The organism is Bacillus sp. BR3(2024), from assembly GCF_039134555.1.
GTDB classification, from domain to species: domain Bacteria; phylum Bacillota; class Bacilli; order Bacillales; family Bacillaceae_G; genus Bacillus_A; species Bacillus_A cereus.
Genome location: NZ_CP152433.1, coordinates 1,441,419 through 1,461,824 on the forward strand (window position 1 = coordinate 1,441,419; position 20,406 = coordinate 1,461,824).

The following is a 20,406-nucleotide window of genomic DNA, read 5'->3' on the forward strand; positions in this document are numbered from 1 at the left end:
CGGATGAAAATTGCCTTAATCGCACATGACAAAAAGAAAAATGATATGGTTTCGTTTGCATACGCATATAAACCAATTTTTGAACAACATGAATTATTTGCAACAGGAACGACAGGGCTTCGTATTATGGAAGCGACTGGATTAGTTGTAACAAGATATCAATCTGGCCCTCTTGGTGGAGATCAAGAAATTGGTGCAATGATTGCAAAGAACGATTTAGATATGGTGATTTTCTTCCGCGATCCATTAACAGCACAGCCGCATGAACCGGATGTGAATGCATTACTTCGTTTATGTGATGTATATGCGATTCCACTTGCAACGAATATGGCAAGTGCTGAAATGTTAATGCACGCATTAGAGCGAGGAGATTTAGATTATCGTAAGTTAAGAAAATGAGGGGAACAATTATGAGTGGATTACATATATTAGTGTTTGGTGCTCATGCCGATGATGTTGAAATCGGCATGGCTGGTACCATCGCTAAATATACAAAGCAAGGGTATGAAGTAGGTATTTGTGATTTAACAGAAGCTGATCTTTCTTCAAATGGAACGATAGAGTTGAGAAAAGAAGAAGCGAAGGTCGCAGCTCGTATAATGGGAGTAAAAACGAGGCTGAATTTAGCGATGCCAGACCGTGGTTTGTATATGAAAGAAGAGTATATACGTGAAATTGTCAAGGTGATCCGTACATATAAACCAAAACTAGTTTTTGCGCCGTACTATGAAGATCGCCATCCAGATCATGCAAATTGTGCAAAGCTTGTGGAAGAGGCTATTTTTTCAGCAGGAATCCGTAAATATATGCCGGAACTTTCACCACATCGTGTGGAGTCTTTTTATAATTATATGATTAATGGTTTTCATAAACCGAATTTTTGTATAGATATAAGTGAGGACCTCTCTATAAAGGTGGAAGCATTAGAAGCGTATGAAAGTCAGTTTTCAACAGGGAGTGATGGTGTTAAGACACCGTTAACAGAAGGTTACGTTGAAACTGTGATTGCTCGTGAGAAGATGTTTGGAAAAGAAGTTGGAGTCTTGTATGCCGAGGGATTTATGAGTAAGAAACCGGTTTTATTACATGCTGATTTATTAGGGGGATGTAAATGAAATTAAAAATAGGTATTACATGTTATCCTTCTGTAGGTGGTTCTGGAGTTGTTGGAACAGAATTAGGAAAGCAATTGGCGGAACGTGGGCATGAAATTCACTTTATTACATCGGGTTTACCATTCCGGTTAAATAAAGTATATCCAAACATTTATTTTCATGAAGTGACGGTAAATCAATACTCTGTATTTCAATATCCACCATACGATTTAGCGTTAGCAAGTAAAATGGCCGAGGTTGCACAAAGAGAAAACTTAGACATTTTACATGTGCATTACGCAATACCACATGCAATTTGTGCATATTTAGCAAAACAAATGATCGGAGAGCGTATTAAAATTGTTACAACCTTACATGGAACAGATATTACTGTGTTAGGTTCCGACCCTTCGTTAAATAATTTAATTCGTTTTGGTATTGAGCAATCGGATGTTGTTACTGCTGTCTCGCATTCATTAATTAACGAAACACATGAGCTTGTAAAACCAAGTAAAGAAATTCAAACGGTATATAATTTTATAGACGAACGTGTATATTTCAAGCGTAATATGTCTCAATTAAAGAAAGAATATGGTATAAGTGAGAGTGAAAAAGTACTTATTCATATTTCGAATTTCCGTAAAGTGAAACGTGTGCAGGATGTTGTTCAGGCATTTGCTAAAATTGTTAAAGAAGTAGATGCGAAGTTGCTTCTTGTTGGAGACGGACCAGAATTCTGTACGATTTTACAGATAGTGAAGAATTTACATATTGAAGATCGCGTTTTATTCCTAGGGAAGCAAGATAATGTTGCAGAACTACTTGCGATGAGTGATTTAATGTTGCTTCTATCAGAGAAGGAAAGTTTTGGTCTTGTTTTATTAGAAGCAATGGCGTGTGGTGTACCTTGTATCGGAACGCGGGTTGGAGGTATTCCAGAGGTTATTCAACACGGGGAAACAGGATATTTATGTGAAGTTGGCGATACAACAGGAGTGGCAAATCAAGCTATTCAGCTATTAAAGGACGAGGAACTTCACCGTAATATGGGAGAACGAGCAAGAGAAAGTGTTTATGAGCAATTTCGCTCAGAAAAAATTGTTTCACAATATGAAACGATTTACTATGACGTACTAAGGGATGACAAAAATGGAAAGATTTAAAAAAGCTAGTTCTATTATTGAGACATTAAAGCAACAAGGACATGAGGCTTACTTTGTTGGTGGGAGCGTACGAGATCTTATTATCGATAGGCCGATTGGAGATATTGATATTGCGACATCTGCTCTACCAGAAGAAGTGATGGCTATATTCCCAAGAAATGTTCCTGTTGGTCTTGAGCATGGAACTGTAATTGTTGTAGAAAATGATGAGCCCTATGAGGTAACTACTTTTCGAACAGAAAGCGAATATGAAGATTTTCGAAGACCTAGTAGTGTTCAATTTGTTCGTTCATTAGAAGAGGATTTAAAACGTCGTGATTTCACGATGAATGCAATTGCTATGACAGAAGAAGGCAAAATGGTCGATTTATTTGCTGGACAGGAAGCCATTCAACAGAGAGAAATTGTGACAGTTGGAAATGCTGCGGATCGTTTTCAAGAAGATGCCCTGCGAATGATGCGTGGTATTCGGTTTGTAAGCACGTTAGGTTTTTCATTAGAAATGAAAACGAAGCAAGCGATTGAAACGTATGGGCATTTGCTAGAACATATAGCAATTGAGCGTATTACAGTAGAGTTTGAGAAACTGTTAACTGGTACATATTGTGTGAAAGGTCTCAAAGAATTAGTAGAGACGAAGCTATTTTCTCATTTGCCATATTTACAAATGTCAGAAGAGAGACTGTTAAAAGCTACGCAGTATAAATGGGATTCTTTCGAAACGGATATTGAGGCGTGGGCATTTTTCTTATATTGTATCGGAGAAGAACATCCATCTGTCTTTTTACGTCAATGGAAGTTTTCGAATAAAAAAATAAAAGATATTGTTGCAGTTTTATTGACAATCCGTACTAGAAAGGAGAAGGATTGGGATACAGTCCTTCTTTATAAAACGGGAATTCATATCGCTGAAATGGCAGAGAGAGTATATGAAGCGATGATTGAACGCTATGACCCTACATCTGTTGAACGAGTACAATCAATGTTTCATGCATTGCCAATCCAGGAGCGTCAAGAAATGAATGTGACTGGTAATGATTTATTAAACTGGGCAAACAAAAAGCCTGGTCCGTGGGTTGCTGAGATGCTTCAGAAAATCGAAGAAGCAATCGTACAAGGAAACGTAGTTAATGAGAAAGAGCGTATAAGGGAGTGGCTACAAGGATGCAATCTACTATAAGAAAGCAGTTATTGCAAGTTTTTTCTGAAGCGGATGGCGAGTTTGTATCCGGCCAAACAATTAGTGATAAACTTGGTTGTTCAAGAACTGCTGTGTGGAAACATATGGAGGATCTGCGGAGTGAGGGATATGAACTTGAAGCTGTGCGTCGATTAGGTTACCGAATTGCAAGTAAGCCAGACAAAGTGACCGCTAATGAAATTCAGTTAGGGCTACAAACGAAGCGGATTGGTAGAACAGTGTATTTTGAAGAAACTGTTGAATCAACGCAGCACATTGCAGCAAAACTTGCTTATGAAGGTGCAGAAGAAGGAACTGTCGTTGTAGCAGAAGAACAAACAGCGGGAAGAGGTCGTTTAAGCAGAAAATGGCATTCACCAAAAGGAACAGGGATTTGGATGAGTATTATTTTACGCCCATCAATCCCAGTTCATCATGCACCGCAACTTACTTTGTTAGCGGCGGTTAGTGTTGCACAGGCAATTGAAAAATGCACGGGTGTAAACGTAGGAATAAAATGGCCAAATGATATTTTAATTCAAGGTAAAAAGGCTGTAGGTATATTAACAGAAATGCAAGCGGATCCTGATAAAATTAATGCTGTCATTATGGGCATCGGTATTAATGCGAATCAAAAGCAAGAACATTTTGATGAAGAAATTCAGCACATTGCTACTTCATTAGCGATTGAATCAGGTAAGCCGATTGTTCGTGCAGAACTTATGCAACAAATCTATTTACAACTAGAAAAATTATATGAAGAGTATTTACAAAATGGTTTCTCTGTCATTAAAATTCTTTGGGAAAGTTACGCTGTGAGCATCGGGAAAGAAATTACCGCTCGAACGATGAGAGAGACAATTACGGGGTTAGCAAAAGGAATCACAGAGGATGGTGTATTACTTCTGGAGGATCATGAGGGGAAAGTACATCATATTCATTCTGCAGATATTGAAATTAAGTAAAAGAAGTTCCTCTTTTGGAACTTCTTTTTATTTCAATAGTTTTGAGTTGAATTTGTAACATGATAATAAATTTTTTTCATATTTAAAGTTCATTTCAAAATATCTTCCGCCTAATTGGTAGGGCATGTTATTTGACGATTACTTTGCCTGCCATTCCTTTAAGAAGATGGTATCGACATATTAATTCATATGTACCAGTATTTTTAGGTTTCACGGTAATATTCTTTTCTTTTCCTGACTCGATTACGACGTCAATGCCGAGTTTTTTCACTGTAAAGGTGTGCTCGTTTTTACCTTTATTTTTCAATAGTAATGTTGTTGATCCTTCAAGCGGAATCGTGATAACATTTGGATTAAAGTAATCCTCATTTAGTTCAACCTCAATCACTTTCGTTAAATCGGTGGGGGGTGTTACGACAGTAACTGAGGCAAATACATGGGAGGATCCTAAAGACATCCACCATACAATCATTACAAGCAAACTGCTGGATCGAAATAACCACCTGTTCATAGACATCTGCAATTCTCCTTTGTTAAGTACTTTCCTCAATTAACCTGCATCATTAGTTTAAGAGTTATACTATACAGTTAAATGGATTACAGAAAAAATTAACTTGGACTTTTTTAGCATGCGTTGAAAAAACATGTATCTTTTCAGAAGTGAATTCTCCATAAAAACTGTATAGCATATATACTCTCGTGTTAAATTTCATATACCGTAATAAGAATAAAAAATTATTTTTTCAAAAAAATGTAGTAATTCCTTTTTGTAGTTTGCTATAATTAGTTCGAATGTGGGCAGTATCAGAGCGAACTGCACCATGATTCGAAGTCATACGAAAAATAATAACTTGGATTCTGCCTTGATCCAATAACGGACTGGGACAGAGGGATGAATAATGCCGACTAACACACAACCCTTCTGCCCTTTTATGGTCAGAGGGGTTTTTTATATGATTTCGGCCATCTCCTCTCTCCTGCATAAAGGAGGAGTAGTTTTTGAAAACAAAAACAGATTTTTTGAAGATGAAAGAGCAAGGTGAGCCGATTACAATGCTAACGGCGTATGATTATCCATCTGCTAAATTAGCAGAAGAAGCTGAAGTTGATATGATTCTAGTTGGAGATTCTCTTGGAATGGTTGTACTCGGATACGATTCAACAGTACCTGTAACAGTAGAGGATATGATTCATCATACGAAAGCTGTACGCCGTGGAGCGAAAGAGACGTTTATTGTAACTGATATGCCATTTATGTCGTATCACGTATCATTACAAGAAACGATGGTGAATGCACGTCGCATCGTTCAAGAGAGCGGGGCACACGCACTGAAGGTAGAAGGTGCTGGAGAAGTTATATCGACGATTCAATATTTGACGAACGCAGGAATTCCTGTTGTGGCGCATTTAGGTTTAACCCCTCAATCTGTAGGAGTGTTAGGTGGATATAAAGTGCAAGGAAAAGATGCGGAGAGTGCAAAAAAATTAATAGAAGATGCAAAGAAATGTGAAGAAGCTGGTGCAATAGCGCTTGTGTTAGAATGTGTACCAATGCAGTTAGCAGAACTTATTTCAGAGCAACTAACAATACCAACAATTGGGATTGGTGCAGGACAAAAAGTAGATGGACAAGTGCTTGTTTATCATGATCTTATCTCATACGGTGTAAATCGTGTTCCGAAATTTGTGAAGCAATATACGTCTGTTCAAAAGGAGATTGTGCGTGGGATTTCACAATATGTTACTGAAGTAAAGACAAGGCAATTTCCTGAAGAAAAACATTCGTTCACAATGAAAGAGGAAGAATGCTTAGCGTTATACGGAGGAAAACAATAATGAAAATCGTAACTACAGTGCAAGAGATGCAGCAAATTACAAGCGAACTTCGTGCAAGTGGAAAGAGTATTGGTTTTGTTCCAACAATGGGTTATTTACATGAAGGCCATGCTACTTTATTACGTAAGGCAAGAGAAGAAAATGAAATTGTAGTTTTAAGTGTATTTGTAAACCCGCTACAATTCGGCCCAAATGAAGATTTAGATCGATATCCTCGTGATATTGATAGAGATGAAAATGTAGCAAAAGAAAACGGTGTAGATTATTTATTTTATCCGAGTGTAGAAGAAATGTATCCAGCAGAACAAACAACAACAGTAGAAGTTGTGAAGCGCACGGACGTATTATGCGGTCAACAAAGACCTGGTCATTTCGCTGGTGTTGCAACTGTACTGATGAAACTATTTAATATTACGGTGCCAACGCGTGCTTATTTCGGTATGAAAGATGCTCAACAAGTTGCAGTAATTGAAGGATTTGTAACTGATTTCAATATTCCAGTTACAATCGTACCAGTTGATATTGTAAGGGAAGAAGATGGTTTAGCGAAAAGTTCTCGTAACGTGTACCTATCACAAGATGAACGTGAAGAAGCTCTTCATTTATACCGCAGCCTATGTATAGCGAAAGAAAGAATTGAGGCAGGTGAACGTAATCCGGAAATCATTACAAATCTTGTGAAAGATTATATTGAGACGCATACGAAAGGCACTGTAGATTATGCGGATTTATATGCATATCCGTCATTAACAATGGTAGAGAAAGTCGAAGGAAGAATCATTTTAGCTATTGCAGTTAAGTTTGAAAATGTAAGATTAATTGACAATATAACATTAACGGTTAAATAAGGGGGAGCATCTATGTTTCGCACAATGATGAGAGCAAAGTTACATCGTGCAACTGTAACGGAGGCAAATTTAAATTATGTAGGTAGTATTACAATTGATGAAGACTTAATGGATGCAGTAAATATTGTAGAAAACGAAAAAGTCCAAATTGTAAATAATAATAATGGTGCTCGCTTAGAGACATACGTTATTAAAGGGGAACGCGGTAGTGGTGTTGTTTGTTTAAACGGTGCTGCGGCAAGACTTGTACAACCAGGGGACAAAGTAATTATTATTTGTTATGGGCTAGTTACGGAAGAAGAGATTCATACACAAGAACCAAAAATTGCAGTACTAGACGATAATAATCAAATTATTGAAATGTTAGGTGCTGAAAAAGCGGGTACGATATTATAAGTAGAAAGGCTATCTCCATTGCGGAGATAGCTTTTTTGTGCATCTTTTCATTAAGATGAGATAAAACGTGGTATAGTAACATTATATAAATTATTGTTGTTTGAAAGGTAAGAAATTGAGGTGTTACATATATGAGTAAGCGTTATGTCGTTGTTGATTTAGAGACGACAGGGAACTCCTGGAAAGATGGGAAGGATAAAATTACCCAAATTGCAGCTGTTGTAGTAGAAGATGGAGAGATATTGGAGATTTTTTCGTCTTTTGTTAATCCAAAGAGAGAGATCCCACCATTTATTACAGAATTAACAGGGATTGATGAAAGTCTTGTAAAACAAGCCCCGTTATTTCAAGATGTAGCCCCGATGATTGTTGAGCTATTACAAGGTGCGGCTTTCGTTGCGCATAATGTTCACTTTGATTGGAATTTTTTAAATGAAGAATTAAGGCAAGCTGGATATACAGAAATACATTGTCCGAAAATCGACACGGTTGAATTGGCTCAAATTCTTTTGCCGACAGCCGATAGTTATAAATTACGTGATTTAGCTAAGAAGCATGAACTAGAGCACGATCAACCACATCGTGCGGATAGTGATGCTCTTGCAACAGCGGAATTATTTTTACAATTTTTAAATGAAATTGTAAAGTTACCACTTGTCACGTTGCAATCGCTTTATGAATTAAGTGATGTGTTCCAAAGCGATATAGCTGATGTGCTTTCTGAAAATATTTTAAAGAAAGTAATGCACGGTAAAGAAGATATAGCGGAGTATGAAATACATCGAAATATTGCGCTGAAAAAGCGGAACTATTCCTTAAACCTTGGAGAAACGTGTTCATCAAAGTTTGATGCTTTCTTGAATAAAACGATGGATAAATTGGAATCACATATGCCAAAGTTTGAAAGAAGAGAAAGTCAACAACTGATGATGAAAGAGATATATACGGCGTTAAGAGATTCTCGTTTTTCACTAATTGAAGCCGGTACAGGAACAGGAAAGACTCTCGCTTATTTGCTTCCTAGTCTTTATTTTGCAAAGAGAAAAGAAGAACCTGTCATTATAAGTACACAAACGGTACAACTCCAACAACAAATATTAGAAAAAGAAATTCCGTTATTACAAAAAATAATGCCATTTTCATTTGAGGCAGCTCTTCTAAAAGGAAGAAAGCATTATTTATGCTTACATAAATTTGAGTATGCTTTGCAAGAGGAAGAAAAAAATTATGATATGGCACTTACAAAGGCGAAGATTTTAGTTTGGCTATTGCAAACTGAAACAGGTGATCGAGACGAATTAAATATTCCTGAGGGCGGAAAGTTACTTTGGAATCGTATTTGTAGCGATGCGTATAGTCCAGGCGGTATGCAAAGTAATTGGTTTAGTCGTTGTTTTTACCAGCGAGCGAAGAATAAAGCTTTATTTGCAGATATCGTTATTACAAATCATGCGTTATTATTTCAAGATTTTTCAAGTGAAGAACCGTTGTTTGCTTCATGCGAACATATTATTTTTGATGAAGCTCACCATATTGAAGAAGCCGCGAGTAGAACATTGGGTGAACAGTTCTCTTGTATGTATTTTCAATTGGTTATATCTCGTCTTGGGACACTAGAAACAGAAGATGTACTCTCCAAAGTATATAAAATGATGAAAAAATCAGAGCAAGCATCTCGTTCAACTTTCCGTATGATAAGTTATAGTTTGAAGGAACTTAAGTTTGATGCGGATGAACTCTTCCAAATGTTACGTACTTTTATATTTAAACAAACAAAGCAAGAGCAAGGAACGAATAATATGCCGCTCATCTATAGGTATAACGCAGAACTAGAAAAAGGTAAGTTGTGGGATAGTATCGTCGAATTAACAAATCGTTTTATATATGAATTAAGAAGGGTAGTAACTGCTCTTGAGAAGCAAGTGGATATATTGCAAAGTAAGTTAGAATGGGAAATGCATGTTGTAACAGGTGAATTTATGCATTTAATTGAGTTGCTGAGAAAGATGGCAGAATCATTACAGTTACTCGTATTAGAAAAGAATTCGTATGTAACTTGGATGGAGACTGAAACGAAAGGTACGATTCATTCAACAGTTCTATATGCACAGCCTGTTCATATTGGTGAAAGATTTGCTGATGAATTTTTAACAGAAAAAAAGAGTGTTATTTTTACATCCGCAACACTAACAGTTAACGATACGTTTGATTATATAAAAGAGGAACTTGGTTTACATGATTTCGCTCCAAATACTTTAAAGGTTCCGTCGCCATTTCGTTATGATGAACAGATGAAATTAATGGTGTCAACGGATGTACCTTTTATTAAGCAAGTAAGTAATGAGCGATATATTGAATCTGTATCGGAACATATTGCAAAGATAGCGAAAGCCACAAAAGGCAGAATGCTCGTTTTATTCACTTCGTATGAAATGTTAAAAGAAGCGTATGCGAATTTAAAAAATAATGATGAATTAGAGGGGTATTTATTACTGACCCAAAGTGTGAATAATAGAAGTCGAAGCCGCTTAATTCGAAAGTTTCAAGAATTCGACAAATCAATTTTATTAGGGACGAGCAGTTTCTGGGAAGGAATAGATATTCCAGGAGATGCCTTAAGTTGTCTTGTTATAGTCCGTCTACCATTTACACCTCCTCATCAGCCGATGATGGAAGCGAAAGGTGAGTGGCTAAAAAATCAAGGTGAAGATGTATTTGCTAAATTAGCGCTTCCACAAGCAATATTACGTTTCAAACAAGGATTCGGCCGCTTAATTCGAACGAATACAGATACAGGAACGGTAGTAGTGTTAGATCGTCGTTTGACGAGTTCTTCCTATGGAAAACGATTTCTACAATCGATTCCTAACGTACCTCTTTATGAAGGGCCATTAGAAGAATTGTTAGTACAATTAGAAGAACCACCAAATGAATAAAAATGGAAGAAAAATACGCCTGAAGTACTTATAAACTTCAGGCGTAAAAAATGTGGGTAGGAGGAATTTTATTTTTCTTACTTCTTGTATACAAAATGTGTTGGTTTTCGACTTGAAACCTTTTTTTGCTGTACATGTCCTGCTATAATAGATGGGTGATGAAGCAGGGGTTGTAAAGAATGTACTCTTATTGTAACCGCATTGCGTTCTTCTATAATTAGAAATTTTTGTGTAACGGAGGAGTTTTTTCATGGAGAAGAAAATCGAAGTACTATCAACGACGCGTATTAAATATTCGTCGGATTTGTATAAAATTGTTGATAGTTTAAATCGTACGTTAAAAGAGCAGGACCTCATGTTCGGACTAGCATTAGACGAAAAAGATAAAGAAACAGCTGTATTTACGATTTACAGAACGTAGTGATACGATGAAAAAGTGGATCTTTGCAATCATTATTGTTATCGTTGCTAGCGGAATATATGGGGCGTATGTTTATAATAAAGCGATGGGAAAGAAAATTCCAAAAGAGTCGAAATTTGTAGAAATTGCTAAAGAAAAAGCAAAGCTTACAAAGGTGAAATCTGTTGATTATTACAACGGAAAATCTGCATATATAGTCGTGCAAGGTACAGATGAAAAGGGAGAACAACTTATCGTTTGGGTGCCTGAGAAAAAAGGGGATACTGTAGTAAGGAAAAAGAGCGAAGGTATTTCTGAAAAAGAGGCTATACAAAGAACAATAGAGCAAGTCGGCAATGAAAGTAAGGAATCAAAAAGTAAGCCGAAAGAGATTATGAAAGTGAAATTAGGCTTTGAAAATGATGTACCACTATGGGAAGTTACATATATTGATGATGACAATCGTTATAGTTATTACTATCTTGAATTTAAAGATGGAAAATTTTTAAGACGATATAGCATTGAAAAATAGATGTAGGGGGAACTACAAATGAAATTAGCAAAGCGAGTAGCTGCTTTAACACCGTCTTCAACTTTAGAAATTACAGCAAAGGCACAAGCATTAAAAGCAGAGGGTCATGATGTAATTGCATTAGGGGCAGGGGAACCTGACTTTAATACACCAGAGCATATTATGGATGCTGCACATAAAGCGATGTTAGAAGGGCATACGAAGTATACACCAACAGGTGGATTACAATCGTTAAAACAAGAAATTGTGAAGAAATTTACTCGCGATCAAGGTATTGCGTATGATCCATCTGAAATTATTGTATGTAATGGTGCAAAGCATGCATTGTATACATTATTCCAAGTATTACTTGATGAGGGAGATGAAGTTATCATCCCAACTCCTTACTGGGTAAGCTATCCAGAGCAAGTAAAGCTTGCTGGCGGTAAGCCGGTTTATGTAGAAGGTTTAGAAGACAATGAGTACAAAATTACAGCAAAGCAGCTGCGTGAGGCAATTACAGAGAAAACGAAAGCAGTTATTATTAATTCACCGAGCAATCCAACAGGAATGATTTATAGCAAAGAAGAATTACAACAGCTTGGAGAAGTATGTTTAGAACATGATATTTTAATCGTTTCTGATGAAATTTATGAGAAATTAATTTATGGTGGCGTAGAATATACTTCAATTGCCCAGCTTTCTAATGCATTAAAAGAACAAACACTTATTATTAATGGTGTATCTAAATCTCATTCTATGACAGGATGGCGTATTGGATATGCTGCAGGAAATAAGCAGCTTATTAAAGCGATGACGAACTTAGCGAGTCATAGTACGTCAAACCCTACTTCAATCGCTCAATACGGCGCAATTGCGGCATATGCAGGCTCACAAGAACCTGTGGAAACAATGCGTCAAGCCTTTGAAGAGAGATTAAACATCATTTATGATAAATTAATTCAAATCCCTGGCTTTACTTGCATTAAACCGCAAGGTGCATTTTACTTATTCCCTAACGTAAAAGAAGCTGTAGCTTTATCAGGATATGCAACAGTTGATGATTGGGCAAAAGCTCTATTAGAAGAGGAAAAAGTGGCTCTTGTACCAGGTACAGGATTTGGTGCTCCAAATAATGTTCGCTTATCATATGCGACATCTCTTGAACAAGTAGAGAAAGCATTAGAGCGTATCCATACATTTATGAAAAGTAAAGTGCAAGCTTAATTTTATATTTCATTCATGTAATATAAAAAACCTCCCCATTAATAGGGAGGTTTTTTTGACGAATTGTGGCAAAAAGAAATAGCTAAAGGTGTGTTATACTAGAGAGCGAGGTGTTTGGTGATGAAAAAGAAAATGATGTTACAGTGGTTTGAGCAGGGAAGCATTGCAATTCCAAAATTACTTATGATGCATTATAAAAAATTAGGTTTAAATGAGACGGAATTTATGGTCGTACTTCATGTACACACATTTTTAGAATCAGGTAATTCGTTTCCGACTCCATCAGAGATTTCTGAACGGATGACGATAACGGAAATGAAATGTATGGAAGTAATTCAAGCATTGATTCAAAAAGGGTTTTTATCACTAGAAGGTGGACAAAGATCAGAAGCGATGATGTGCGAAAGTTATTCTTTACAACCGTTATGGGAAAAAATATTACATTTCTTAATGGATGAATCAATAGAGGAAGAGCAAAAAGAAAAAAAACAGCTGCAAGTAAATTTATATACAGTATTTGAAAAAGAATTTGGAAGACCACTTTCGCCGTTCGAATGTGAAACGTTAGGAATGTGGGAGGACCAAGATCAACATCATCCAAATTTAATTCAAGCGGCTCTTAGAGAAGCTGTAATGAGTGGAAAACTAAATTTCCGATATATTGATCGTATTTTATTTGAGTGGAAAAAGAATGGAATTAAAACGGTAGATCAGGCTCAAAATCAAGGTCAAAAATTTAGAGCGAATCAACAAAGAGCACAACAAATGACAAAACAAGAGACGAAATTTACTGGAAAAGTGCCTTTTTATAATTGGTTGGAGCAGTAATATAGGAGGAAGTATATGTTAAATAAAACGCAAATTCGCTATTGTTTAGACACAATGGCGGATATGTATCCAGAAGCACATTGTGAATTAATTCATGAGAATCCTTTTGAATTAGTAATCGCGGTGGCACTATCTGCACAATGTACAGATGCACTTGTAAATAAAGTGACGAAAAATTTATTTCAAAAATATAAAACACCAGAAGATTATTTAAGTGTATCTTTGGAAGAGTTACAACAAGATATACGTTCTATTGGGTTGTATAGAAATAAAGCAAAAAACATTCAAAAATTGTGTCAGATGTTGCTGGATGATTACAATGGAAAAGTTCCAGAAGACCGTGACGAGTTGACGAAATTACCAGGAGTAGGGAGAAAAACAGCAAATGTAGTTGTTTCGGTAGCGTATGGCATCCCGGCAATTGCTGTTGATACGCATGTAGAAAGAGTGAGTAAACGGTTAGCGATTTGTAGATGGAAAGATTCGGTGTTAGAAGTAGAAAAAACATTAATGAAGAAAGTACCGATGGATGAGTGGGGAGTTACACATCATCGTATGATTTTCTTTGGACGTTATCACTGTAAAGCACAACGACCGCAATGTGAGGAGTGCAGACTGTTAGAAGTATGTCGTGAAGGAAAGAAGCGAATGAAGGTGAAATAAAGGATGGAGCGAGTTATAGAAATACCGAAAGAATTTCACTGTTTACCATTTTTTAAAGAAAGTGTAAATTTAATTAAGTATCATACAGACAATTCTTTTGAAGAGATAATACAAAATACTTACTTTATATTTGATATTGAAAGACAGTATGAGCCGTGGAAGGAAATTGAAAACAGCATTCCAGCGATGTTGAATGTATGGAAAAATAAGCATGAAGACATTGCTATACTGTTTCGAAATAGAAATAAGCAAGAGGCTGAGGGACCAATGATTCTTTTTGCAGCTCACTTGTTATCGGTTGTCTATTGGCTAAATGAACAACCTGTTCATAGTTTGAATGAAATGCAAATAAATACGAATAAATTAAAAGTGCAACCTGTTAATTTTATGGAAAGATATTCATTCATTATAAAGAAACCGAGTAATTATCATTCTTATATTCAATTAGCGCAGTTGTATATCGAAATAGAAAAGCTATATGTAAAGAAAATGATAACAAAAAAGAAGTCCGCTTCTCGTTAAGAGAAACGGACTTCTTTTTTGTATATTAGGACTCTGTTGTAACAACAGCACCGTCTGCGTGAGGTGTATCTCCTCCGGTATTTTGGTGTTGCTGTTCTTGTTGTTTCTTAGCCTCTTCTTCAGCTTTTTTCTTGGCCTCTTCTTCAGCTTTCTTCTTAGCTTCTTCTTCAGCTTTCTTCTTAGCTTCTTCTTCAGCTTTTCTTCTAGCTTCCTCATCAGCTTTCTTTTGAGCTTCTTCTTGCTGTTTACGTTGTTGTTCTTGCTGTTGTTCTTGTTGTTTCTTAGCCTCTTCTTCAGCCTTTTTCTTAGCTTCGTCTTGTTTTACTTTATCTTCATTAGCCTTTTTCTGGGCTTCTTCATCAGCTTTTTTCTTAGCTTCTTCATCGGCCTTTTTCTTAGCCTCTTCTTCAGCTTTTTTCGCATCTGGAGTTCCGCCAGGCGCAGTGAAGGATGCACCAACTGCTGGGCTTGTTCCAGTGCCTTTTTTCGCTACTACAGAGAAGCTGTAAGTAACACCTGGTTTAATACCACCAAGAGTAGCTGTCGTACCACTTATTGATAGGCTACCACTTGAACCATCAGTTGCTTTATAGCTGGCTGCATATGCATCGACTTCTGCTGGTCCAGACCAGTTTAGTGTAACTGTGCTAGCGCCATCAAAAGTGACATTCAGACCACTAGGGGCATCTACTTTAATTTGTTTAATTGCATCTTTTTTCGCACCTTTTACGTATAATTCTCCGTTTATTTCTTGTACAGAAGAAGGACGTTCAAAGCGTGATTTATCTGTAGCGAATTTGCTCATCATTACTTGGAACATTTGCTGTGCAATTTTAGTATAACGATCACTAATGTAGTTTTCTGGACCATTCTTTACGTAACCCGTCCATACAGCCATCGTATATTGTGGTGTATATCCAGCGAACCAGCTATCCCTGTTTGCATCAGCTGGAATGCCGTATTTCTTTAAATCTTTTGCATCAAAGTTTTGCGTTCCAGTTTTACCCGCTACGTCAACACCTGAAACATATGCTGTTGGTCCTGTACCACCAGAACCAGGTTTTACTACGTCACGAAGAACGTCAGTTACCATGTAAGCTGTATAGTCTTGCATAGCGCGTTGTTCTTTCGGTTTAAAGCTTTTCTTTTTCCCGTCCGGGAAGGTTACTTCTTTTACGAAGTGTGGTTTATTATAGTTACCACTATTACCGAAGGTTGCATATGCACCTGCTACTGCTAATGGAGAACTATCGTTACTACCAATTGCAGTAGATTCATGTACTCCATTTTCAAATGTCATGCCTAAACCTTCAGCAAACTCTTTTGATTTATTAAGTCCAACTGTTTGAGCTGTCTTTAAAGCCGGGATGTTTAATGACTTCTTCAATGCTTCACGAAGTGAAACGTCACCTTTAAAACTCCCTGTAGCATTTTTAATCTTTGTGCCATCCGAATAAGTATATTCAGAGTCATTTAATTGATGGTAAGTAGACCATTGAAGATTCTCAATCGCTGGACCGTAGTCGAAAATTGGTTTCATTGTTGAACCAACTTGGCGTTTTAAATCAGTTGCCATATTATGACCTTTGAAAGTGGACTTATTTTCTTTACGTCCAGCACCAATTGCTCGAACTTCTCCAGATTGTGTATCCATAAATACGAATGATCCTTGGAATTGATCGTTTGGATACTTAATAAGATTACCATCCATAATTTTTTCAGCGTAATCTTGAGCATCTTGATCAAGTGTTGTATGAATCGTTAAACCATCTGAACCGATATTTACATCAGGATATTCTTTTTCAACTTCTTTTACAACCGCATCTAAAAATGCTTGATACTTCATCTCAGTTACTTCTGAAGACGGTTGAAGGCCCTCAGTTACTGGGATCTTAACGGCGTTATTCATTTCTTCTTTTGTTATATAACCATGTCGATTCATTAATGATAATACGACATTACGACGATTTGTTGCTCGTTCAACATTTTCCTTTTTTGTTGGATCATAAATGTTTGGACCTTGGGGTAAACCAGCGAGCATAGCAGCTTCATGTAATTGCAAGTCTTTTAAATCTTTACCATAATATTTTTGCGCTGCTGTCGCAATACCGTATGAACGGTTACCTAAATTAATCTTATTTAAGTACATTTCTAAAATCTCATGTTTAGAGTATTGTTGCTCTAATTTGTAAGATAAGTACCATTCTTGTACTTTTCTTTTAGCAGTTTTGTCCATCGTTAGAAAGTAGTTTTTAACGACTTGCTGTGTAATCGTACTACCACCTTGGGAACCGAAACCACCAGTGACATTTTCCATAACTGCTTTTGTAGTTCGTTTAAAATCAATTCCATTATGATCATAGAAACGCGAATCCTCAGTTGCAAGGAATGCATTTTCAACTACTTTTGGAATTTGATCATAAGTAACGTGTGTTCGTTTTTCAGCACCGTATTCATAGAAGAAATTCCCGTTTTTATCAAGAAACTTTGTTGATAAAGGATTAACAAGTTTGGCTTTGTCTAATTTTGGAGCATCCTTTACCATAACAAAGAAAGCGGAAACGCCGGCTACAAGACCAACGATACCAAGAAGTAGACAACCTATAAGAAATTTCTTGAAAAAGGAGCCTTTTTTCTTTGGTTTTTCTTCTTTATGTGTTTTTTTCTCTTGATTTTTCACATGATTTCGTTCTGTACGAGAACGATAATTATCTGACATTATACTTTCTCCTACCTTTCATTCTCTCCCCCAAAAGTCGAAAAAAGAGCCTTAGTGATGACTCTATCACGAAAAATAAACCATGTCTAGTACACGGATATAGTCAATCCGAGGGTGATAACCGCATGATAATAAGGATCCATGCTCTTCTATTTCTTCTTTCGTAATCGACTTGCGTCCACCAGTATTTTGACGATTCCAAAATGCAATAATATGTTTTGCATCTAGTAAATAAAATTCATCAAAAAGTGTAAATTTAATAATAACAAATGCAATTCCATTATGAGCAACCACTTGCTTCATATGTTCAATTTGATGAAGGTGGAAGTTTTGAAGTGGGAAACTAGTTTTATTTTTTGTTTCCTTTGCTTCAAAATCGATGTATTTCCCTTTGTATACACCGTTGTAATCTGTTGTAGAAGGTTGTTTAAAATACGCTTCTTTTACCACTGCAGCACTTCGAGCGGGGTAATCTACTTTTACAATTTGAAGAGGTGTAGGCTTTTTATGTACACATGCAATATTATGGGTTAAGTAATATTGATTTGTTTCATTTAATTCCTCTTCAAGGGACATACCTCTATTACTATAAGTATGTGTTTTTATAGGTGTTTTTTGAGGTTGTGAAGCTTGATTATACCTTTTTCCATTTGGGTAACGAATGGTCATAGTGTGTCCACCCCCAACTTGCTAAGAATTACTTACAAAGGTGATTATATCAAAAAATGAAAAAAGATGTGACCTTTTTGATGAAAGGTATGATGACTTATTTATGTTTACATGGAATGATTATATGAAAATGAAACAAAATCGAGAAAAAAATTTTTGTACAGAGGAAGAAAAAGCAATCATTCACAATATTAAAAAGAAAACAGAAATAGCTAATGTGGACAATATTTCTCGGACACAATCTTATCAAGAATATTATTTAAGAAATAGTGAAATCAGGTGGGCCTTTTTAGCGAGTATGGTTTCGAGAAATGCGGGCTGGAATATGACTGATTTAGAAGGGAGATATTATGCTACTGTTTTACCTAGAACAGTAAAAAAACATTTATTTATTCTGTACGAACAGGCTAATTGGATTATTTTTTTAGATGCATTTCCTCAGCTATTATTGTATGAGGAAAGTAAGAAGAGACGTGCACCTCTCTTTCATTTGTTGCAATATTTCAACGTATCAATTTTTATGGAAAAAGAATGGTTACTTTTCTGGGAAAGAAGAGATATGAATAGGCTTATGACAGCGCTTATTATAAATGAACAAAATAAAATTCAAAAACCAGTCATTGAGAACACATATTTTAAAAAACATGTATTCCATACTGCACTTTTTAAAGTGCAAGAAAGACTTCATATTAGTGCAGTTATCTTCCCAACAATTGAAGGAAGAATGTATGGATTTTCGGTTTATCAATTTGAAACGTTACAACAGCGCATAGAACTAGGAAAAAAATTAGCATGGTTATTGTTTCATCCAATTTATAATGGTTCGTTTTATAAGTTTGCATTGCAAACTACACATACTGGGTCTAGAGAAGATTATGAAGTTTACGCAAAGGAAACTCGAAAGTCTTATACGCCAACACTTAGAGATATTTATCCTGTTATTTTGCATGAAGAAATAAAAATGAGAGATTGGTTTTGTGCAAATATGAAAATGAATGTGCTATTTGTACCTGAAGAACCTAAAGGGGAAGTTAATATAACAGAATGGTATAGAAGAAAGAGAGAACAAATCTATAGGCTATCTATCGCAAATCGTTTTGCTAAAAGGATGGATGAGTTCATGATATAATAAAAAAGAAGTCCCGTCTTCCATTTTGAAGACGGGACTTCTTAATTTGAAACAATCCTGCTATGTGTGCTACAACTTTAATCTCAAAACGTAATGCTAGTAGGAGATTAAGGGTGACTTGAAATTTAACTGTTCGTAATAAAGTCTCGCTTTATGTAGCAGGGAAGTTTGGACCATCTAGCTTTGGATTGCCAGTCTCGGGTTTATTTTGTTGTTTGTTTTGGTTTTTCTTTTTTTCATTTTTGTTCTTTGCCATTGTAATACACCTCCTTTTTGTATTGTTACCATTTCTATAAATGACATACGAAATGATTTCTTTGACGAATAACAACTAGTTTTGTCATGTGGGCAGGAGTGGTGAATCATTCGGCGAAATTACATGACAAAGGAAAAGCAAAGAAGGAGGCGTTTTGTATATGGCGATGGTTCAGAAGGAAGATGTAATGAAAAAAATGGATCAAATGTTAAGTTCTCTCGATTTGCTGGAAATGAATATAGGGATTAGAATGAATCATGCATTAAAGGATGCGAGTGAAAAAATATGCAATAAGATAGAAATAACAGAAATGCATATTGAACATATGGAAAATAAATTAGTGCATCACGAAGAGAAAGGGAATTGGGTAAAGACATTTCAAAACGTCGTAGTGAGTGCATAATAAGGTGGGAAAGAAATGAAGAATGAAGCATTAATACAGTCTTCAGAAAAACTCATGCAGTATAATAATGAAGCGAATGTAAAAAAGAGAGAACTAACCGAATACGACTTTTATAAGGATATGAAACCGTTTGTAGATATGGTAGATGAGGAATTAAAGAAGTGGAAAGAATTAGCTTATAAGTGGATTAAAGAAGAAAAGCCAAAATATATACATGTACAGCAAATTGATCAAGTATATGATAATTTACAAACGAATGTGTTGCAATGCTTTGTAAATAAAGGTAAAGGTAAACGATTCTTTGAAACACACCAAGCCATTTCGTATACTTTGCAAAATATAGTTGAGCAATGTAAATAACAAGAGGGAGAGCCCTCTTGTTATTTTTATGCTTCTGTCATTGTTGTAGGTTTTGTTGCGCCGTTTATTTCTAATTCTTTTATTAATGTTCGATAATCTGATATGCATATTTTTCCTTCGAGATACCAATGTCTCGCAAAGTCTAATAATTCATTTGCATTCTCTGTGTAATACCCCTTTTTTTGAGAAAACGCTTGTTTTAAATCCCCTAATACCATGTTGATTCCTCCCCCATGAGAATCTTCTTCTTCATTATCATAGCATGGAAGGGTTTTCTTTTTTAATTTTTTAAAAATTTAAA

Annotated in this window: 23 protein-coding genes; 18 read left to right on the forward strand and 5 right to left on the reverse strand. The window is 36.0% G+C overall.

The annotated features are described in order from the left end of the window. The first annotated feature begins 3 nt into the window (after positions 1 to 3). Genes mgsA through V7S45_RS07565 form a run of 5 tightly spaced genes read left to right on the forward strand, consistent with a single transcriptional unit; the run spans position 4 to position 4,402 of the window. Positions 4 to 399, forward strand: a complete 396-nt coding sequence (mgsA, locus tag V7S45_RS07545) for a methylglyoxal synthase (RefSeq protein ID WP_000684765.1) — start codon at positions 4 to 6, stop codon at positions 397 to 399. Positions 400 to 410: 11 nt separating this feature from the next. Then, entirely contained in the window at positions 411 to 1,115 is a 705-nt protein-coding gene (gene bshB1 / locus V7S45_RS07550; RefSeq protein WP_342761709.1) for a bacillithiol biosynthesis deacetylase BshB1, read from the forward strand. After that, the gene (bshA, locus tag V7S45_RS07555; RefSeq protein WP_000768305.1) at positions 1,112 to 2,257 is read left to right on the forward strand and encodes an N-acetyl-alpha-D-glucosaminyl L-malate synthase BshA; all 1,146 of its coding nucleotides are present in this window, start codon (positions 1,112 to 1,114) and stop codon (positions 2,255 to 2,257) included. The genes bshB1 and bshA overlap by 4 nt, the downstream gene beginning before the upstream one ends. Next, complete coding sequence (locus V7S45_RS07560) at positions 2,244 to 3,437, forward strand: CCA tRNA nucleotidyltransferase (protein ID WP_342761710.1); 1,194 nt, start codon at positions 2,244 to 2,246, stop codon at positions 3,435 to 3,437. The genes bshA and V7S45_RS07560 overlap by 14 nt, the downstream gene beginning before the upstream one ends. Then, positions 3,422 to 4,402, forward strand: a complete 981-nt coding sequence (locus V7S45_RS07565) for a biotin--[acetyl-CoA-carboxylase] ligase (RefSeq protein ID WP_001192063.1) — start codon at positions 3,422 to 3,424, stop codon at positions 4,400 to 4,402. Before V7S45_RS07560 ends, V7S45_RS07565 begins: the two co-directional genes overlap by 16 nt. A gap of 127 nt (positions 4,403 to 4,529) precedes the next feature. On the opposite strand, the gene V7S45_RS07570 is transcribed toward V7S45_RS07565, so the two are convergent. Next, the gene (locus V7S45_RS07570) at positions 4,530 to 4,919 is read right to left on the reverse strand and encodes a cupredoxin domain-containing protein (RefSeq protein ID WP_342761711.1); all 390 of its coding nucleotides are present in this window, start codon (positions 4,917 to 4,919) and stop codon (positions 4,530 to 4,532) included. Positions 4,920 to 5,401: 482 nt separating this feature from the next. Between V7S45_RS07570 and panB the strand changes: the two genes are divergently transcribed. The 10 genes from panB to V7S45_RS07620 all read left to right on the forward strand — a co-directional run bounded on the left by panB (position 5,402) and on the right by V7S45_RS07620 (position 14,569). Then, the gene (panB, locus tag V7S45_RS07575; RefSeq protein ID WP_342761712.1) at positions 5,402 to 6,238 is read left to right on the forward strand and encodes a 3-methyl-2-oxobutanoate hydroxymethyltransferase; all 837 of its coding nucleotides are present in this window, start codon (positions 5,402 to 5,404) and stop codon (positions 6,236 to 6,238) included. After that, the gene (gene panC, locus V7S45_RS07580) at positions 6,238 to 7,086 is read left to right on the forward strand and encodes a pantoate--beta-alanine ligase (RefSeq protein ID WP_000707025.1); all 849 of its coding nucleotides are present in this window, start codon (positions 6,238 to 6,240) and stop codon (positions 7,084 to 7,086) included. Before panB ends, panC begins: the two co-directional genes overlap by 1 nt. Before the next feature lie 12 nt (positions 7,087 to 7,098). Continuing rightward, positions 7,099 to 7,482 (forward strand): aspartate 1-decarboxylase, encoded by a 384-nt coding sequence (panD, locus tag V7S45_RS07585; protein WP_000490184.1) that lies wholly within the window; start codon positions 7,099 to 7,101, stop codon positions 7,480 to 7,482. 131 nt (positions 7,483 to 7,613) lie between these two features. After that, complete coding sequence (dinG, locus tag V7S45_RS07590; protein WP_342761713.1) at positions 7,614 to 10,418, forward strand: ATP-dependent DNA helicase DinG; 2,805 nt, start codon at positions 7,614 to 7,616, stop codon at positions 10,416 to 10,418. Between the two features lie 250 nt (positions 10,419 to 10,668). Further along, entirely contained in the window at positions 10,669 to 10,839 is a 171-nt protein-coding gene (locus tag V7S45_RS07595) for a YpmA family protein (RefSeq protein WP_000412179.1), read from the forward strand. A 7-nt stretch (positions 10,840 to 10,846) separates the two neighbouring features. Then, a complete protein-coding gene (locus V7S45_RS07600) occupies positions 10,847 to 11,350 on the forward strand; it encodes a DUF5590 domain-containing protein (RefSeq protein WP_000758739.1) in 504 nt (167 codons plus the stop codon). Positions 11,351 to 11,368: 18 nt separating this feature from the next. Next, a complete protein-coding gene (aspB, locus tag V7S45_RS07605) occupies positions 11,369 to 12,556 on the forward strand; it encodes an aspartate transaminase AspB (protein ID WP_000761560.1) in 1,188 nt (395 codons plus the stop codon). Between the two features lie 120 nt (positions 12,557 to 12,676). Next, positions 12,677 to 13,384 carry a DNA replication protein DnaD gene (gene dnaD / locus V7S45_RS07610; protein WP_000728542.1) on the forward strand — a complete coding sequence of 236 codons (708 nt, stop codon included), beginning with the start codon at positions 12,677 to 12,679 and terminating at the stop codon, positions 13,382 to 13,384. A 15-nt stretch (positions 13,385 to 13,399) separates the two neighbouring features. Beyond that, positions 13,400 to 14,047, forward strand: a complete 648-nt coding sequence (nth, locus tag V7S45_RS07615) for an endonuclease III (protein ID WP_000933030.1) — start codon at positions 13,400 to 13,402, stop codon at positions 14,045 to 14,047. A gap of 3 nt (positions 14,048 to 14,050) precedes the next feature. Beyond that, entirely contained in the window at positions 14,051 to 14,569 is a 519-nt protein-coding gene (locus V7S45_RS07620; RefSeq protein WP_000442650.1) for a YpoC family protein, read from the forward strand. Positions 14,570 to 14,594: 25 nt separating this feature from the next. On the opposite strand, the gene V7S45_RS07625 is transcribed toward V7S45_RS07620, so the two are convergent. Together V7S45_RS07625 and recU are read right to left on the reverse strand one after the other, a co-directional pair. Then, positions 14,595 to 17,288 carry a PBP1A family penicillin-binding protein gene (locus tag V7S45_RS07625; protein WP_001283092.1) on the reverse strand — a complete coding sequence of 898 codons (2,694 nt, stop codon included), beginning with the start codon at positions 17,286 to 17,288 and terminating at the stop codon, positions 14,595 to 14,597. Between the two features lie 66 nt (positions 17,289 to 17,354). After that, positions 17,355 to 17,957: a Holliday junction resolvase RecU gene (gene recU, locus V7S45_RS07630; protein WP_000155598.1), complete on the reverse strand. Its 603-nt coding sequence runs from the start codon at positions 17,955 to 17,957 to the stop codon at positions 17,355 to 17,357. A 103-nt stretch (positions 17,958 to 18,060) separates the two neighbouring features. Between recU and V7S45_RS07635 the strand changes: the two genes are divergently transcribed. Continuing rightward, positions 18,061 to 19,086, forward strand: coding sequence for a DUF2515 domain-containing protein (locus tag V7S45_RS07635; protein WP_000495658.1), 1,026 nt, complete (start codon positions 18,061 to 18,063; stop codon positions 19,084 to 19,086). 151 nt (positions 19,087 to 19,237) lie between these two features. Here V7S45_RS07635 and V7S45_RS07640 read toward each other — a convergent pair whose 3' ends face one another. Further along, on the reverse strand, positions 19,238 to 19,417 hold the full coding sequence (locus tag V7S45_RS07640; protein ID WP_001987054.1) for a hypothetical protein: 180 nt from the start codon (positions 19,415 to 19,417) through the stop codon (positions 19,238 to 19,240). 85 nt (positions 19,418 to 19,502) lie between these two features. Here V7S45_RS07640 and V7S45_RS07645 point away from each other — a divergent pair, with 85 nt between their 5' ends. Both V7S45_RS07645 and V7S45_RS07650 read left to right on the forward strand, forming a co-directional pair. Then, a complete protein-coding gene (locus V7S45_RS07645) occupies positions 19,503 to 19,745 on the forward strand; it encodes a hypothetical protein (RefSeq protein ID WP_001252036.1) in 243 nt (80 codons plus the stop codon). 15 nt (positions 19,746 to 19,760) lie between these two features. Then, entirely contained in the window at positions 19,761 to 20,105 is a 345-nt protein-coding gene (locus V7S45_RS07650; RefSeq protein WP_000786939.1) for a YppE family protein, read from the forward strand. A gap of 26 nt (positions 20,106 to 20,131) precedes the next feature. On the opposite strand, the gene V7S45_RS07655 is transcribed toward V7S45_RS07650, so the two are convergent. Then, a complete protein-coding gene (locus V7S45_RS07655) occupies positions 20,132 to 20,323 on the reverse strand; it encodes a YppF family protein (RefSeq protein WP_242272615.1) in 192 nt (63 codons plus the stop codon). Positions 20,324 to 20,406 lie beyond the last annotated feature (83 nt).

What these genes read in the sequence shown, in the direction of transcription:
- V7S45_RS07645 (WP_001252036.1), top strand. Translation starts at nt 19,503, where the DNA reads ATGGCGATGGTTCAGAAGGAAGATGTAATGAAAAAAATGGATCAAATG.
- V7S45_RS07635 (WP_000495658.1), top strand. Translation starts at nt 18,061, where the DNA reads ATGTTTACATGGAATGATTATATGAAAATGAAACAAAATCGAGAAAAA.
- dinG (WP_342761713.1), top strand. Translation starts at nt 7,614, where the DNA reads ATGAGTAAGCGTTATGTCGTTGTTGATTTAGAGACGACAGGGAACTCC.
- bshB1 (WP_342761709.1), top strand. Translation starts at nt 411, where the DNA reads ATGAGTGGATTACATATATTAGTGTTTGGTGCTCATGCCGATGATGTT.
- panD (WP_000490184.1), top strand. Translation starts at nt 7,099, where the DNA reads ATGTTTCGCACAATGATGAGAGCAAAGTTACATCGTGCAACTGTAACG.
- V7S45_RS07625 (WP_001283092.1), bottom strand. Translation starts at nt 17,288, where the DNA reads ATGTCAGATAATTATCGTTCTCGTACAGAACGAAATCATGTGAAAAAT.
- nth (WP_000933030.1), top strand. Translation starts at nt 13,400, where the DNA reads ATGTTAAATAAAACGCAAATTCGCTATTGTTTAGACACAATGGCGGAT.
- aspB (WP_000761560.1), top strand. Translation starts at nt 11,369, where the DNA reads ATGAAATTAGCAAAGCGAGTAGCTGCTTTAACACCGTCTTCAACTTTA.
- bshA (WP_000768305.1), top strand. Translation starts at nt 1,112, where the DNA reads ATGAAATTAAAAATAGGTATTACATGTTATCCTTCTGTAGGTGGTTCT.
- V7S45_RS07565 (WP_001192063.1), top strand. Translation starts at nt 3,422, where the DNA reads ATGCAATCTACTATAAGAAAGCAGTTATTGCAAGTTTTTTCTGAAGCG.
- recU (WP_000155598.1), bottom strand. Translation starts at nt 17,957, where the DNA reads ATGACCATTCGTTACCCAAATGGAAAAAGGTATAATCAAGCTTCACAA.
- mgsA (WP_000684765.1), top strand. Translation starts at nt 4, where the DNA reads ATGAAAATTGCCTTAATCGCACATGACAAAAAGAAAAATGATATGGTT.
- V7S45_RS07595 (WP_000412179.1), top strand. Translation starts at nt 10,669, where the DNA reads ATGGAGAAGAAAATCGAAGTACTATCAACGACGCGTATTAAATATTCG.
- dnaD (WP_000728542.1), top strand. Translation starts at nt 12,677, where the DNA reads ATGAAAAAGAAAATGATGTTACAGTGGTTTGAGCAGGGAAGCATTGCA.
- V7S45_RS07655 (WP_242272615.1), bottom strand. Translation starts at nt 20,323, where the DNA reads ATGGTATTAGGGGATTTAAAACAAGCGTTTTCTCAAAAAAAGGGGTAT.
- V7S45_RS07620 (WP_000442650.1), top strand. Translation starts at nt 14,051, where the DNA reads ATGGAGCGAGTTATAGAAATACCGAAAGAATTTCACTGTTTACCATTT.
- panC (WP_000707025.1), top strand. Translation starts at nt 6,238, where the DNA reads ATGAAAATCGTAACTACAGTGCAAGAGATGCAGCAAATTACAAGCGAA.
- V7S45_RS07570 (WP_342761711.1), bottom strand. Translation starts at nt 4,919, where the DNA reads ATGTCTATGAACAGGTGGTTATTTCGATCCAGCAGTTTGCTTGTAATG.
- V7S45_RS07600 (WP_000758739.1), top strand. Translation starts at nt 10,847, where the DNA reads ATGAAAAAGTGGATCTTTGCAATCATTATTGTTATCGTTGCTAGCGGA.
- V7S45_RS07560 (WP_342761710.1), top strand. Translation starts at nt 2,244, where the DNA reads ATGGAAAGATTTAAAAAAGCTAGTTCTATTATTGAGACATTAAAGCAA.
- V7S45_RS07650 (WP_000786939.1), top strand. Translation starts at nt 19,761, where the DNA reads ATGAAGAATGAAGCATTAATACAGTCTTCAGAAAAACTCATGCAGTAT.